At 34.0% G+C, this 15,015-nt stretch carries 15 protein-coding genes and 1 other annotated feature; of the genes, 7 read left to right on the forward strand and 8 right to left on the reverse strand.

Annotated features, from left to right (window positions below; genetic code table 11):
• Positions 1–74: 74 nt before the first annotated feature.
• The 3 genes from CRO00_RS13330 to CRO00_RS13340 all read right to left on the reverse strand — a co-directional run bounded on the left by CRO00_RS13330 (position 75) and on the right by CRO00_RS13340 (position 2,918).
• Positions 75–974 carry a cation diffusion facilitator family transporter gene (locus CRO00_RS13330; protein WP_097074157.1) on the reverse strand — a complete coding sequence of 300 codons (900 nt, stop codon included), beginning with the start codon at positions 972–974 and terminating at the stop codon, positions 75–77.
• A 78-nt stretch (positions 975–1,052) separates the two neighbouring features.
• Positions 1,053–2,381: a hemolysin family protein gene (locus CRO00_RS13335; protein WP_202615680.1), complete on the reverse strand. Its 1,329-nt coding sequence runs from the start codon at positions 2,379–2,381 to the stop codon at positions 1,053–1,055.
• A 327-nt stretch (positions 2,382–2,708) separates the two neighbouring features.
• Positions 2,709–2,918 (reverse strand): YheE family protein, encoded by a 210-nt coding sequence (locus CRO00_RS13340; protein ID WP_097074158.1) that lies wholly within the window; start codon positions 2,916–2,918, stop codon positions 2,709–2,711.
• Between the two features lie 129 nt (positions 2,919–3,047).
• Between CRO00_RS13340 and CRO00_RS13345 the strand changes: the two genes are divergently transcribed.
• Together CRO00_RS13345 and CRO00_RS13350 are read left to right on the forward strand one after the other, a co-directional pair.
• Positions 3,048–4,193, forward strand: coding sequence for a DUF445 domain-containing protein (locus tag CRO00_RS13345; RefSeq protein WP_097074159.1), 1,146 nt, complete (start codon positions 3,048–3,050; stop codon positions 4,191–4,193).
• 21 nt (positions 4,194–4,214) lie between these two features.
• On the forward strand, positions 4,215–4,559 hold the full coding sequence (locus CRO00_RS13350; protein WP_097074160.1) for a YlbF/YmcA family competence regulator: 345 nt from the start codon (positions 4,215–4,217) through the stop codon (positions 4,557–4,559).
• Here the strand turns inward: CRO00_RS13350 and CRO00_RS13355 are convergent.
• On the reverse strand, positions 4,556–4,960 hold the full coding sequence (locus tag CRO00_RS13355; protein ID WP_097074161.1) for a hypothetical protein: 405 nt from the start codon (positions 4,958–4,960) through the stop codon (positions 4,556–4,558). The genes CRO00_RS13350 and CRO00_RS13355 overlap by 4 nt on opposite strands.
• Before the next feature lie 233 nt (positions 4,961–5,193).
• On the opposite strand from CRO00_RS13355, the gene CRO00_RS13360 reads away from it, so the two are divergent.
• Positions 5,194–6,696, forward strand: coding sequence for a coproporphyrinogen III oxidase (locus CRO00_RS13360; RefSeq protein WP_097074162.1), 1,503 nt, complete (start codon positions 5,194–5,196; stop codon positions 6,694–6,696).
• A gap of 80 nt (positions 6,697–6,776) precedes the next feature.
• On the opposite strand, the gene CRO00_RS13365 is transcribed toward CRO00_RS13360, so the two are convergent.
• The gene (locus tag CRO00_RS13365; RefSeq protein WP_097074163.1) at positions 6,777–7,391 is read right to left on the reverse strand and encodes a PH domain-containing protein; all 615 of its coding nucleotides are present in this window, start codon (positions 7,389–7,391) and stop codon (positions 6,777–6,779) included.
• A 189-nt stretch (positions 7,392–7,580) separates the two neighbouring features.
• On the opposite strand from CRO00_RS13365, the gene CRO00_RS13370 reads away from it, so the two are divergent.
• Complete coding sequence (locus CRO00_RS13370; protein ID WP_097074164.1) at positions 7,581–8,369, forward strand: HAD family hydrolase; 789 nt, start codon at positions 7,581–7,583, stop codon at positions 8,367–8,369.
• A gap of 47 nt (positions 8,370–8,416) precedes the next feature.
• Here the strand turns inward: CRO00_RS13370 and CRO00_RS13375 are convergent, their stop codons facing one another.
• The gene (locus tag CRO00_RS13375) at positions 8,417–9,106 is read right to left on the reverse strand and encodes a TraR/DksA C4-type zinc finger protein (protein WP_337189420.1); all 690 of its coding nucleotides are present in this window, start codon (positions 9,104–9,106) and stop codon (positions 8,417–8,419) included.
• 94 nt (positions 9,107–9,200) lie between these two features.
• Positions 9,201–10,820, reverse strand: a complete 1,620-nt coding sequence (gene serA, locus CRO00_RS13380) for a phosphoglycerate dehydrogenase (protein WP_097074165.1) — start codon at positions 10,818–10,820, stop codon at positions 9,201–9,203.
• A 168-nt stretch (positions 10,821–10,988) separates the two neighbouring features.
• Positions 10,989–11,232, reverse strand: a binding site (T-box leader).
• Positions 11,233–11,652: 420 nt separating this feature from the next.
• Between serA and CRO00_RS13385 the strand changes: the two genes are divergently transcribed.
• A complete protein-coding gene (locus CRO00_RS13385; RefSeq protein WP_097074166.1) occupies positions 11,653–12,435 on the forward strand; it encodes an enoyl-CoA hydratase in 783 nt (260 codons plus the stop codon).
• Positions 12,436–12,730: 295 nt separating this feature from the next.
• Here the strand turns inward: CRO00_RS13385 and CRO00_RS13390 are convergent, their stop codons facing one another.
• A complete protein-coding gene (locus CRO00_RS13390) occupies positions 12,731–12,916 on the reverse strand; it encodes a YhzD family protein (protein ID WP_097074167.1) in 186 nt (61 codons plus the stop codon).
• Between the two features lie 168 nt (positions 12,917–13,084).
• Between CRO00_RS13390 and yhaM the strand changes: the two genes are divergently transcribed.
• Together yhaM and CRO00_RS13400 are read left to right on the forward strand one after the other, a co-directional pair.
• Positions 13,085–14,023, forward strand: coding sequence for a 3'-5' exoribonuclease YhaM (gene yhaM, locus CRO00_RS13395; protein ID WP_097074168.1), 939 nt, complete (start codon positions 13,085–13,087; stop codon positions 14,021–14,023).
• 111 nt (positions 14,024–14,134) lie between these two features.
• Positions 14,135–14,905, forward strand: coding sequence for a formate/nitrite transporter family protein (locus CRO00_RS13400; RefSeq protein WP_097074169.1), 771 nt, complete (start codon positions 14,135–14,137; stop codon positions 14,903–14,905).
• Positions 14,906–15,015 lie beyond the last annotated feature (110 nt).

A 15,015-nucleotide genomic window follows, 5' to 3' on the forward strand; every position in this document is an offset into this window, starting at 1 on the left:
GAGCGTATTTTTATTATAAAAATTTATTAAAATCGACTTTTTCAGTGCCCTATCTTTTGAGTCGGCACTTTTCTTTAGAAATGATAATCTTCTTCAGTAGGTTTGGGAATTTCATGTGGTTCGATATGTACGTGTACTGTACAGTAAGGGTTGGATTGTTTAATGGTCGTTTCAATTTTTTCTGTAATTCGATGGCTTTCCCAAACATTTAAATGTGGATTTACTGTCACAGTAACATCTATAAAACTCATATTCCCATGAGTACGGCCTTTAAAGTCCAAAAGATTAATTACTCCGTCAACATTACGAATGAGTACAGACAAAGTTTCTGCTTCCTCTATATCAAATCCATCCGTCAATGTATGAACTGCTTCCCAAAAAATTTCAATAGCAGTTTTAATAATGATGATTCCAACAATAAGTGCTGTAACAATATCAATGATAGTAAATCCGATTATTGCCCCGAAAATACCAATAGCAGTTCCAATACTAACAAGTGCATCTGAACGATTATCATAAGCAGCAGCTTTTACTGCAGTGCTATTAATTTTTTTTGAGAGGGATAAATTATATCGATATACACCATACATAACAACTGCACTTCCTATCGCGACAATAGCTGTTAATGTTGAAGGTGTTTCTCTAACAGGATTCCACAAATTTTTAATGGAGTTTACGAGTACTTGCAAACCAACAACCATCATAATAAAGGATGCAATGACTGAGGCAATTGTTTCAGCTCTCAAGTGACCATATTGGTGATTTTGATCTGGTGGTCTTTGCGATATCCTTAAGCCGATTAAAACGGCTATTGATGCAATGATGTCTGTTGTATTATTTAGACCATCCGCTTTTAACGCTTCGGATGAACCGAAATGTCCGATAGCTAGCTTGATTGAGCTAAGAAGGATATACGTGCCTATCGATAACCAAGCACCTTTTTCCCCTGCTCGTAAATTTGTATATAGCTCCACTTTGTTTCCTCCTGGCAAAACTTTAAAACATGATAAAACGACTTTCCGTTTTTAGGAAAGTCGTTTAATGAAAAGTAATTATTTTTGTTCGTTAGCTTCAGTTTCTTCGTCTAACGGGTTTTCATTTTCAGGTAATTTTGTAATTTCGAGGTAAAGGATATGGTGACCATCTGATTCTTTAATTTTGAATTCATAGCCTTCAAAATCAAAGCTATCTCCTTCGTCAGCGTCAAAGCGTTGAGTTAAGAACCAACCGCCGATCGTATCGACATCTTCATCACTAATTTCGATACCTAACATATCATTTACTTCTTCAACTAACATTTTAGCATCTATAATATAATGGCCATTACTAATTTCTTGAACTTCTGGGATTTCATCTTCGTCAAATTCGTCTTGAATATCACCGACGATTTCTTCGATAATGTCTTCAATTGTAACTAAACCTGACGTACCCCCATATTCATCCATAAGTATAGCCATATGGATTCGTTCTTGTTGAATTTTAAGTAATAGGTCACTAATTGGTACTGTTTCAAATACGCGAATAATTGGTTGCATGTAATCTACAACAGGTTTGTTACCGTTTGCAGGATTTTTTATAAAAGCAGTTAAAAGATGTTTCAAGTTAATTAAACCAATAACGTGGTCTTTGTCACCTTCAATAACAGGGTAACGAGTATATTGTTCTACACCCATAACTTCGAATACTTCTTTAACTGTTAAATCTTTTTCGATACTAACAATTTCAGTACGAGGAACCATAATTTCCTTCGCAGTACGGTCAGAGAATTCAAAAATACTATTTACGTATTCATATTCTGAGTGGTTAATTTCTCCACCTTTATAACTGTCCGCTAAAATCAAGCGAAGTTCTTCTTCAGAGTGGGCAACTTCAGATTCAGATGCCATTTTGTATCCAAATAATCCAGATAATTTACGTGCAGATCCATTTAAAAGTTTGATAAACGGATACATAACGTTATGGAATATAATTAAAGGCCCCGAAAGTCTTAAAGTAAGCTCTTCTGATTTTTCGATGGCAAACGTTTTTGGTGTTAACTCCCCTACGACAACATGTATATATGTCACAAGTAAGAATGCGATAGCAAATGAAAGAAGTGAAGAGATTCTTGGATCTAAATTCCACAATTCAAATAAAGGATGTAACATCATATCAAATGTAGGTTCACCTAACCAACCTAAACCAAGGGCTGTAATTGTAATCCCTAATTGACAAGCTGATAGGTATTCGTCTAAATCTGAAATAACTTTTTTAGCCTTTATTGCTTTTTTATTGCCTTCAGCAACTAATTGATCAATTCGTGTTGTTCTAACTTTTACGATTGCAAACTCAGTTGCAACGAAAAATGCCGTAGCAGCTATTAACAAGAAAAATGCTGCCAACTTAATGGTTAACTCTACTATGTCTACGTCCAAATACGTTCTTTGTCGCAAGCCCAAATGAGGGGAGCGAACAAAGGTACACCTCCCATGAAATAAAAATAATGTAATAATACAATGATAAAATATTTTATGAAAAAATACAAATCGTGAAAACAAATTTTAAAAGAGAAAATTATGAATATTAAAGAATATTGGTGTCTATTAATTAATAGGTTAAGCACTGATAACTTGAATAAAATTTTTTCGCTTAGAACTTTCTCTATATTGTTAGCTCAAAGCTACATAATTAAACAAAAGTCTACTTACTTATAAATTGGAAACTACATATTAATCATAAACATGAAAAAGCATTAATTCATGAACCATTTTTTCAACAACTGGTAATTCTTCTTCAGATGGTTTTATTCCTATCCAGTTAATTTTTCCATCTTTTTTATACTCAGCTTTATAATATTGCTGTTTGTAATAAAATGTTATGATCCAACCAGGAAGCTGACTATTTTCAAATAGTGGCTTGAAGTGAAAATGTTGTAACATATTAATCCCCCTTTGAAACCTCTTTTTCACGTTAATCGTACTAAAAATAGGTAAGAAAGGCTATTATTATCTTTATGTTACAATACTTTGCTATAATGGTTTCAAGTTAAATGACGAGAGAGGTTATTTATGGAAAATGCACTAGTCACAATAATATTTATGGCACTTGTTGGGGCAGCAATAGGAGGATTTACAAACTATTTAGCAATAAAAATGTTGTTCCGACCTCACAATCCAATCTATATTAAAAAATGGCGTTTACCATTTACACCCGGTCTTGTGCCGAAAAGAAGAGAGGAACTTGCAACACAGATTGGGGTAACAGTAAATAAATATTTATTAACACCTGAAGTTTTTCAAAAAAAGCTTTTTACTGAGGAAATGCAAAATAATGTTTTAGATTTTACACAAAAGAAAGTGAAAAGCATTATTTTTACTGATGATAAAACAATATTAGATTGGTTACAAATTGCTGGTTTTGGGCATTTGCCGAGTACAATTGAAACTGGAGTAGATTCAGTAATAGAAAAGCAATTTTTAAATGTAATGAATACACTATCTTCAAAAACAATTGACGAACTTCTACCAGAAGAAATACACCAAGCCATTGATAGAAAAATTCCTGAAGCTGTAATGTATTTACTTCAAAGAGGGGAAGAGTATTTTTTATCAACACAAGGTGAAACGACAATTAAAAATATGATGGATGATTTTTTAGTATCAAAAGGATCTTTTGGTGGGATGGTTCAAATGTTCTTAGGTGATTCAACATCCATCGTAACAAAACTTCAACGAGAACTTGTGAAATTTATCAATGCGCCAGGGACAAAAATTCTTTTGGTTAACATTTTTTCTAATGAGTGGGATAAAATTAAACAACAACCTGCAATAAATTTTCTTAAAGATATTGAATTTGAACCGATATTATCAAACATACAGTCATACGCTAAAAAAGAACTAGCAATTGAAAATCGACTAAATCAAACAATAAACCATTATTGGCCAACTGGAATTGACTATGTGAACAATGATTTATTGCCAAAATTAGTTGATAAAGGTTTTACAGAGGCAAAAAAACAGTTAGAACAAATGTTGGTACGTCTAAACCTAGAAGAAGTAGTTCGTGAGCAAGTCAATTCATTCCCGTTGCAAAAATTAGAAGAGATTGTAATTGGCATTGCTAACCGCGAACTTCAAATGATTACAATACTAGGTGCTGTTTTAGGTGGAGTAATTGGAATTGTTCAAGGGTTGATTGTTTTTTTAGTAAATTAATTAATGAGAGTGGGTAAACTTTTGATTAACATTTATAATGATATTAATAAGTTAGAAGCAACGCTACGCCAGACTCCGGAGTTTAATACTTTAAAGGACGCTGTTGAGGCAGTTCGTGCTGATGAAGAAGCGACTAAACTATTTACGAATTTCCGCGACATTCAAATGAAATTGCAACAAAAACAAATGAGTGGTGAGGAATTGCTAGAGGATGAGTTAATGTATGCACAAAAAGCTGCTCAATTAGCTCAAGGTAGTCCAAAAATTTTAGCAATGTTAGAAGCTGAAATGGCTTTAAGTAAAGTAATTGAAGAAGTAAACCGTATTTTAGTTAAACCAATCCAATCTTTATATGACGGGCTTTAATAAGCAGACCGCACGAAATTCTCGTGTGGTCTTTTTATTTTTGAATTGAAATCTTTAAATATCTCTTTAAACTGATTTGTTTGCATGAAGTTATTTGCAATTAATATTTCATCTTCATAACGTAATGTATAATTGAATTGCTCAATGAAAAACTTTCGAATTTGATCATACTGTTCATTTAAAGATATTGCTCCAGTAAGTGTTGGTCGATCTAACAAGAAAATTAAATCACAAACCGATTTTTTATTTTGATATGAGAGAGAAATCGTTATATAGAGTGTTCGTTCGTCACACTTAGCTTCAGGAATACACTGAAAATCAATTTTTAACTGTTGAAGGATGGATGTGAAGTTGATAATTTCTTTCGTCTCTGAGGTTTTATTTTTCCCAAAAATTGACATTTTACTACCCCCTCTATTAATTTTTTAAATATTGAAATAATTATATATTATATATGAGTTTTTTTATTATATCTAGAACTTATAGGAAATTTATATTAATTTAATTACAGTATTTACTAATGTTATAGTGTAAAAGGTAAATAATTAATCTCTTTAGTAATGATATACTATCGTTTCAGTATAAAAATGATTTATAATATAAAGATTGAAATAAAGAGGAAAGTGAGTTTACGATGAAAATAATCGAAGTAAATGAAGAATTTAAAGAAGATTGGAATCGTGTGTTAAATCACATAGCAAATTTATTTTTCGAAGACTCGAAAATAGTAGTAAATGCCCGAGATGCAGAACTTTCTTTTCGTTTCCAACATTCAATAGATGAAAATAATAAAATCCATACTTCATGCGAAATGCTTGCAAATGGACAATCATATAGTAGTAATTATTCTATTCAATATGACACAGTTGGCACAGAAAAAGAACAAGCAATACGAATGAAACGCGCACTTTCCCATGTTATGTTAGATGTACTTGAACAATATACAGGAATGATTCAAACCTGGGGAATTTTGACAGGTGTGCGACCTACGAAGTTATACCATAAGTATCGCAAGCAAGGTTATTCTGAAGAAGAAATATATGCAGTCTTAAAGAAAGATTATCGAATTTCAGATTCGAAAATTTCCCTTATGCGTGAAATAGTTGAACGCCAATTAATTACCATCCCTGACTTAGATGAGATTGGTAAAGAAATTTCAGTGTATATAGGAGTTCCGTTTTGTCCGACAAAATGTGCGTACTGTACATTCCCAGCCTATGCGATTCAGAGTAACAGAAAATCTGGAAGAGTTGATTCCTTTATTGATGGTCTGCACATTGAAATACGCGCAATGGGCAAATGGTTGAAGGAGAATAATATAAATATTACTTCTGTATATTGGGGTGGGGGCACTCCAACATCAATTGAAGCAGAGGAAATGGATGCTTTATATAAAACAATGTTTGAATCTTTCCCAAATCCTGAGAACATTCGGGAAATTACAGTAGAAGCAGGTCGCCCTGATACTATTACACCTGAGAAAATTGCAGTTCTTAAAAAATGGGGAATCGATCGCATTTCTGTAAATCCTCAAAGTTATACAGATGAGACATTAAAAGCAATCGGTCGTCATCATACCGTACAAGAAACAATTGATAAGTTTTGGCTGTCGCGAAATTCAGGGATGAATAATATTAATATGGATTTAATCATAGGTCTACCAAATGAAGGAATTGAAGAGTTTCAACATTCATTGGATGAATCCGCAAAAATGCAACCTGAATCATTAACAGTTCATACATTGTCTTTCAAACGCGCATCAGAAATGACACATAATAAAGACAAATATAAAGTAGCAGATCGCGAAACAGTTACGAAAATGATGGATATGGCAAGTGATTGGACACGTGAAAATGGCTATGTTCCTTATTATTTATACCGTCAAAAAAATATTCTAGGGAATTTGGAAAATGTAGGTTATTGTAAGCCGGGGGAAGAAAGTATCTACAATATTGTCATTATGGAAGAAGTGCAAACGATTTTAGGAATTGGATGTGGTGCGTCGACGAAATTTGTAAACCCGGACACAGGGAAGATTACACAATTCCACAACCCAAAAGATCCAGCAGCGTACATCATGACGTTTGAAGAAGCGATTGAGAAAAAAATCAACATGTTAAATGAATTATATAACTAATAGAAAAGCCTTATCTTCGCCAATGCTGAAGATAAGGCTAATAAATTTATAATCCAAAGTTTGGATTATGCTTTTTCAATTTAATTTTTTATAAATAAATCAAATACATCGCCAAAATCTTCAGTTGTATAAGTCTTTGTATTTTCTTTTAGCCATTGGTTCGTGAATTCTGCAATGGCTTTATATGATTCACTAGGTGCAGTTTGGCCATGCCCTGAAGAAGATAAAGTTCTAGTTGCATAATCAAGACTATCTAGCATAAAGTTTCGATTTTTTTCATTTTCTCTCATCATGCGTTCAATCGTAATTAAGCTTTTATATAAATCACGAATTTTTTCAGCATAATTTTTATTAATATCAATGCTTAAAGCAGTTTCGCCAATTGTAAATTTAATCTCAACATCAAGGTCGATTGTTCCAGCAGTTTCAAGGGATACATGGCGAATACTATTATATTTATAGTCATAACGTTTCAATGTACGCTTTTTACTAACAGCCGAATCTCCGTCAACATGGATTAATGCTAAATTTGTAAAGCAATATTCATCAGCCTTTGTTTTTATTAGAAAGAAAATTTTCTCCCCTTTTTCATGTAGAACATAATCATCAGCTTCTGTTTTATCGTAATCTTGTGGATCAATTACCTTCCCAATATCTGATAGTCCAAGTGCATCTGAAGCAAATTTCTTTAACATGTGAAATTTCCTCTCTTTCATAAAGTATGTCGTCTTCATAAGTGTAACATATGCTCTGTGGAAATCATTAATTACTTAACCACACGAATCATTACAAACAGGTCTAAAACTTTCATTGCGTTATCCTTAAATTTTCGAAAATATGTTAAAATAAAGATAGTTTTAATTCTGATACATAGGAGATAGATTATGTCAATTAATACCATTATTTTCGATTTAGATGATACATTATTGTGGGATAAAAAAAGTATTAAAACAGCTTTTGAAAAGACATGTGAGTATGCAGCTACAAAATATGATGTGGACCCTGAAAAGTTAGAAGAAACAGTACGTGTTGAAGCTCGCAAACTTTATGAAGCTTATGAAACTTATGATTATACTGTTTTAATTGGAATTAACCCATTTGAAGGACTATGGGGAACGTTTGATGATCCAACAGACTCTTTCCAAAAGATGAAAGAAATTGTGCCAACCTATCGTAAAGATGCTTGGACAAATGGACTAAAATCTCTAGGAATTGAAGATGCTCAATTTGGGGCAGAACTAGGAGAACGATTTGTAGAGGAACGTAAAAAATCACCATTTGTTTATGAAGATACTTATAAAGTGCTCGATGAATTAAAAGGTCAATACAAGTTAGTATTACTTACAAACGGGGCACCAAGTTTACAAAATTTAAAACTAGAAATTACTCCTGAAATTCCACCATATTTTGATCACATTATCATTTCTGGGGACTTTGGTAAAGGGAAGCCAGATGCAAGCCTATTTGAATATATGATGGATAAAGCAGGCATTACGGCAGAAGAAGGAATTATGGTAGGAGATAATCTAAATACGGATATTTTAGGTTCATCTCGTATTGGCATGAAAAATGTGTGGATTAACCGAGAAGATAATAAAAATGAATCGCCGGTGAAACCTACATTTGAAGTGAAATCATTAACGGAATTTAAAGAGCTACTTAAACAATTATAATTTTATAAAGACGTTCTGATTAAAATATAGTCAGAACGTCTTTTCTGTTATTCTAAGTAATCATATTTTCGAGCTTCTTCAACCTGTCTTCGCGATACTTGTTGAGTTAGCATATCTTTTTCAGATACATGGTATGATTCAAATTCATCATTTGCTGCAACTTCTTCGTTATCATCATATAGATCCCCGAAGTCATCAAAATCACCTTCAAAGTCAGAAGGCGTTTCCGATGTACCATATCTTGCAACGAGTTGGAACGTGTCCTCGTAATCATGAATATCATCTTTATCATCTCGCCCTGAAAACGAATTATCAACAGGAGGGAGAATTACTTGTTCTTCAACAGGACGTCCCTTTGGAATATCCTTTGCATCGGTATGTTCAATACAAAAGGCTGTATAGGGGAGTGCTTCTAAACGTTCATATGGAATATCTTCATGACATACTTCGCAAACTCCATATGTACCGTTTTCCATTTTTTCTAGTGCAGCTGTTACTTTTGCAAGTTCATCCTCATCATGTACTTTTAGTGCCATGTCTTTTTCACGTTCATAAAGTTCTGTCCCTAAATCGGCTGGATGATTATCGACCATTGATAATTCATCGACAGAATCACGCATACTACCACGTTCTAAATATTCATCATCATAATCAGAATCACGAACTAATGACTCCTTTTGTTCAAGAAGTATCTTTTTTAAATGTGATTTTTGTTGTTCAGTTAAAATGTTGATCACATCCTTTCTTAACTGTAGTATGAACGAATCGAAGGAAGTTATTATAAAATAAAAAATGACTTTGGAATTCAATCCAAAGTCATCAAAATGTAAATTATAGGTTAATTGCTTTTACTTCATCAATGTTTTCAAGTTGTGCAACGTAAGCTAAATCTTCAGCTGTTACATCGTTATCGATTGTAAGCATCATAACTGCTGTACCACCAACTTGATCACGACCTACTTGCATTGTCGCGATATTGATTTCTTTTTCTGCAAGTTTTGTAGCTACGCGGCCAATTGCACCTGGTTTGTCAGTGTTTTTAATGTATAGTAAGTGACCTTGTGGAATTACGTCAACAACATAATTTTCGACTTTTACGATACGAGCACCTAAACCGTTTAGTAAAGTACCTGCAACCGTGTGTACTTCATTTTGTGTTTTCACTTCAACAGTAATTAAGTTTGTGAATCCTTTTGCAGTCGTTGTTTTATGTTCATTAATTTTAACACCAATGCGTTCTGATAAGTAACGAGCATTTACATCATTCACATGTTCGCCGTGGTTTTTCTTTAATAAACCTTTTAAAGCATTAGAAGTTAATGGGCGAACATCATAGTTAGCTACTTCACCTGCATATGAAATATTGATTTCTTTTACTGGTTCCGCTGTTACTTGTGATAAAAATGCGCCTAATTTTTCTGCTAAATCAAAGAATGGCTCAACTTGTGCAAGTAATTCTTTTGGAATTGATGGCATGTTAACTGGGTTTGTTACAGTACCTGTTTTGTAGAATTTAATAATATCGTTAGAAACGTCCACTGCAACAGATTCTTGTGCTTCAATAGTAGATGCACCTAAGTGTGGTGTTGCAATTACTTGTGGTAACGTTAAAAGTTTGTGATCTGTAGCTGGTTCTTCTACGAATACATCAAGAGCCGCACCTGCTACTTTACCTTCAACGATTGCATCATATAAATCATCTTCGTTAATAATTCCACCACGAGCACAGTTAATGATACGTACGCCTGGTTTCATCATGTCGAATTTTTCTTTGTTAAATAAGTTACGTGTTTCTGGTAAAAGTGGTGTATGAACTGTAATAAAATCAGCAGCTACACAAATTTCTTCTACAGTAGCTTTTGTTACACCAAGCTCTTTTGCACGTTCTTCAGTTAAGAATGGGTCATAAGCCATTACTTCCATACGTTGACCTTTTGCGCGGTAAGCAACTTCTGCACCGATACGACCGAAACCAACAACACCTAAAGTTTTGTTTTTAAGTTCAACACCTACATAAGTTTTACGATCCCATACACCATTTTTTAGTGTGTTATATGCTTGTGGGATATGACGAGCTAGTGATGTCATCATAGCGATTGTATGTTCAGCTGCAGAGTTAGTATTTCCATCTGGAGCATTAACAACGATAATACCGTGTTCAGTAGCGGCATTTAAGTCGATGTTATCAACACCAACACCAGCACGACCGATTAATTTTAAATTTTTCGCAGCTTGGATAATTTCACGAGTTACTTTTGTTTGGCTACGCACAAGTAAAACATCAACATCTTCAATTTTTGCAATTAATTGTTCTGGAGTTAAACCAGTATCTACAATCACATTTAAGTTTAATTCTGTTTCTTGGCGTAGAGGAAAAATTCCATCTTCACTTAATGGATCAGCAATAAATACATTAATTACATTTGTAGCAGTTTCTAATTTAGTTACCATAAATAAAACTCTCCTTAGTTTACAAAATATTTTTACTTATTTGTTTAATGTGGACCTATTTTCACTAGTTTAGGGACTAGAAGGAATCTTGTGAAGTTTAGAAATGGATTAAGAACGTATCTCCTTTCGTTAATAAAATATAAAAAAGCCTTCCACCCCCTACAATGTGTAAGGGGCGAAAGGCTATATTATCAATCTTACGCGGTACCACCCTTTTTCGTTGACGAAAATATTTCTACTTTTCGTACAACCTCGAAAGTTCATGCGTAACGTGCATAATTCGGAATGGCATACTAAAATTTCCGCCATTCTATTCAGGAGTGGAACATTTATCGTAGAAACGCTGATTCGCACCAACCACCAGCTCTCTATAGATTCTAGAGATAAAGCATGTCTCCGTCATAATATTTTTTCGTTGATTTAATTGTTAACATCATAATCCTTAATGTTCAGTTATGTCAACAGATTTTAAGAAAAAAATTAATATTAATTATGAAAACGCTTAAATTCGACAGCGATTAACGAACATTCTGGATTATATACTTCGGAACATTCGTATTTAGTGAAAGCGTTCGGCATGAAATCATAGCTTTCAATGTGGCAAAAAGAGCAGGTGAAGTCAGAATATTATTGCGATTGTATAATAATATTATACCCAGAAGGCTATATTCATTATTTTACAATTTACTTGAATAAAGCGAATTATTAGAAATTGTAGTATGCCACCTGTTTGCAACTAAATGAGTTGGGAAAGATATAAAAAAATAAAGGTGAAATGATAGGAAATCTTGAATAATAAATGAATACTCATTCATTGATAGGGGTGGATTTAATGGCATATGAAACAATTAAGGTAGAGATTGCAGACCGTCGAGCGACATTAACTTTTAATAGACCAGACGCAGCAAATACGTTGAATTTATTAATGATGCAAGAATTAGCGGATTGTTTTGAATTTCTAAAGGATAATCCAGAAGTGCAAATATTAGTTATTAAGGGCGAAGGGAAAGTGTTTTCAGCTGGCGGTGATATCAAAATGATGTTAACGTCCGGTGACCCAATGGACTTTGAAATCATAATGGGCTATTTAAGCCGAATGATTCAAGCCTTATATCAACTTCCAATGGTGACGATTGCACAAATCCATGGTGCAGCCGCAGGGTTAGGATTTAGCATAGCTTTAGGCTGTGATGTTATCGTAGCCGAAGAAAAGAGTAAATTGGCGATGAATTTTATTGGTGTAGGGTTGGTTCCTGATGGAGGAGGACATTTCTTTATGAAGGAACGAGTCGGTGTCCCAAAAGCAAAGCAAATGATTTGGCAGGGATCTATTTTGGAGCCAAAAGAAGCGCTTAAGATTGGGTTAATTGATCATATTGCTGAAGAAAATGAGGTTGAAGCAGTTGTTGATCAATTAGTTGGCAAGTTTTTAGCTTCTCCAATATTAGCTGTTTTGGAAACAAAAGCAATTTTACATTCACAAAAATTCCCTGAGCTTCAAAATGTGCTGATAGCGGAGGCTGAAGCCCAAAAAAGAATGAGAAAAACAGAAGACCATTTAGAAGGCATTAAAGCATTTATTGAAAAGCGGACTCAACAGTTTAAAGGGAAATAGGTATAGCAGAGGGTGGTGAACTATGACCACCTTTTTTTATTTATGAGCTTACTATGGCTTAGCCTGCGTAAAGTGAGATGAATGGTTCAACTGTGTTATATAAAACCGATGAAGACAAAAATCGAAGGAGAGTTCGATAAAATGGTATTCATAAAGCCAATAAAGACAAAATCAAAGGAGAAATTAGAAAATTGCACTTCAACCCAACATAATGCCACAGGTCTAGAAAACATTCTAAATTTTTAAGTGAGCGTAAAAAAGACCAAGCAAATTTGCCCGGTCCACTAAAAATAGATTAAACGTGAAATAAAATTAACTTGCCCGAAGAGTTCACAAGACGATGGGTTTTTTCTGCAACGCCTTTTTCTTCAATTTGTTTTTGTCCTTCTACTTTAGCCGCTTCATCGTTGTTAAAACTCCATACTTCATCGAATAAAATTTCCCCTGTTTTTTCAAATGCTGTGAAACGATAATTCTCCAATTCAGTAACCCCCTTATTTTAGAAAGATAATACAATTATAAGAGATTCATGGCAATTTATCATAAAAAGTGCACCATGATTTATCGTTAAATAGCAGTTTGCATGGTACAATGAAGTTATCGTTTATATAAAGAAAAATGCAATATGATACAAAGGAGTGTTTTCACAGTGAAAGGAATAACACAACTCCAGGCGGGGGAACCAGTTAATCAATTTTTACTAATAAAACAAGCGACAAAGGGAGTTACAACGGTCGGTAAACCTTTCATGACACTCATCTTACAAGATAAGAGTGGGGATATTGAAGCGAAACTTTGGGACACAAACGAAGATCATGAAAATATGTATCGCCCTGAAGTCATTGTTCATATTGGCGGAGAAATTCATGATTATCGTGGGAAGAACCAACTACGAATTAAGCAAATACGCATAGCTCGAGCAGATGAAGGAGTTCAAATTAATGATTTACTTCCTTCCTCCACAACACCAAAAGAACAGCTATACGAAGAGTTAACGCAGTTTTTCTTTGAAATTAAAAACGCCAATATTTCTCGAATTACTAGATTCTTAATTAAAAAGTATCAGGCGGAATTAACGGTTTTCCCAGCTGCGTCCAAAAACCACCACGACTATGCTTCAGGGTTATTAGATCATGTTGTATCGATGCTTCGACTAGGTAGATCTATCTGTGACCTTTATCCAACTTTAAATCGAGACCTAATATACTCTGGGATTATTCTTCATGATATTGGGAAAGTAAAGGAGTTAACTGGCCCAATCGCAACGTCTTATACAGTTGAAGGGAATTTGTTAGGCCATATTACTATTATGGTAGATGAAATTGGTCAAGCTGCAAAAGAATTAGGCATTGATGGGGAAGAAGTTATGGTATTAAAGCATATTGTTCTCTCTCATCATGGAAAAGAAGAATGGGGAAGTCCGAAAAAGCCGATGATTCAAGAAGCTGAAATTCTCCATTACATTGACAATATTGATGCCAAAATGAATATGTTAACAAGAGCATTGTCTAAAACGAAACCTGGAGAATATACAGAAAGAATCTTCGCACTCGATAATCGTTCTTTTTACAAACCAACATTTGAATAATGATAAAGGCACCCAAATGCGGGTGTCTTATTTTTATATTAAACCTATTATTTAACAATTCTTCTATGTATAATCTAGTAAAATACTAATGATGAAGAGAAGTGAACGAGGTTGCGAGAAACGATTGAGGGCCTTTCTAACGCGGCGATTATAAGAGTTAATACGATATCAAAAAGTAAAATAAGCTACCTTATGTTAACAATGTTAGGTGGCATTTTTGTAGGGTTCGGGATTATCCTACTAATTACGATAGGCGGTTTACTCGACCCTGTTGAAAGTCCATACATGAGAATCATTCAAGGGATATCCTTTGGGGTAGCCTTAAGTTTTGTCGTTATGGCAGGGGCAGATTTATTTACAGGAAACCATCTTATTATGGCTGTTGGCACCTTAGAAAAGCGAACTACTTGGTCGAATACAATTGTCGTTTGGATTTTTAGCTTTATTGGGAATTTAATTGGCTCTGTGCTTTGTGCATTTATGTATTATATGACTGGATTACATGAAGGTGATATTGCAGCATATACCGATAGAATAGCTGCGGCTAAAATGAATGCTCCTTTTTTAGAACTTCTGTTTAGGGGGATCCTTTGTAATACTTTGGTTTGTTTAGCTGTTTGGTGTTCTTTTAGACTAAAAAGTGAATCAGCGAAACTTGGTATGATTTTCTGTTGTATTTTTCCTTTTATTACATCCGGGTTTGAACATAGTGTGGCGAATATGACGCTTCTTTCAATTGCTTTAATGATTCCACATAGTGAACTTGTAACAATAGGAGGATTTTTTGCAAACCTTATACCAGTATCACTTGGCAATATTATCGGTGGCGCATTGGTAATAGGGGCAGCCTTTTGGAATGGTCAGGTGGATAGAAGGAATTAGAGAGTTAAAACGATGAAGTTTCCCTTGTTTTTGTTCACTAATATAGGGAAAATGGTTGAAAAGATTGAAAAGTAATATAAGGTTTAATATACTAGAACAGGTCTTACTGA

This window comes from Ureibacillus xyleni (genome assembly GCF_900217795.1).
Classification (GTDB): domain Bacteria; phylum Bacillota; class Bacilli; order Bacillales_A; family Planococcaceae; genus Ureibacillus; species Ureibacillus xyleni.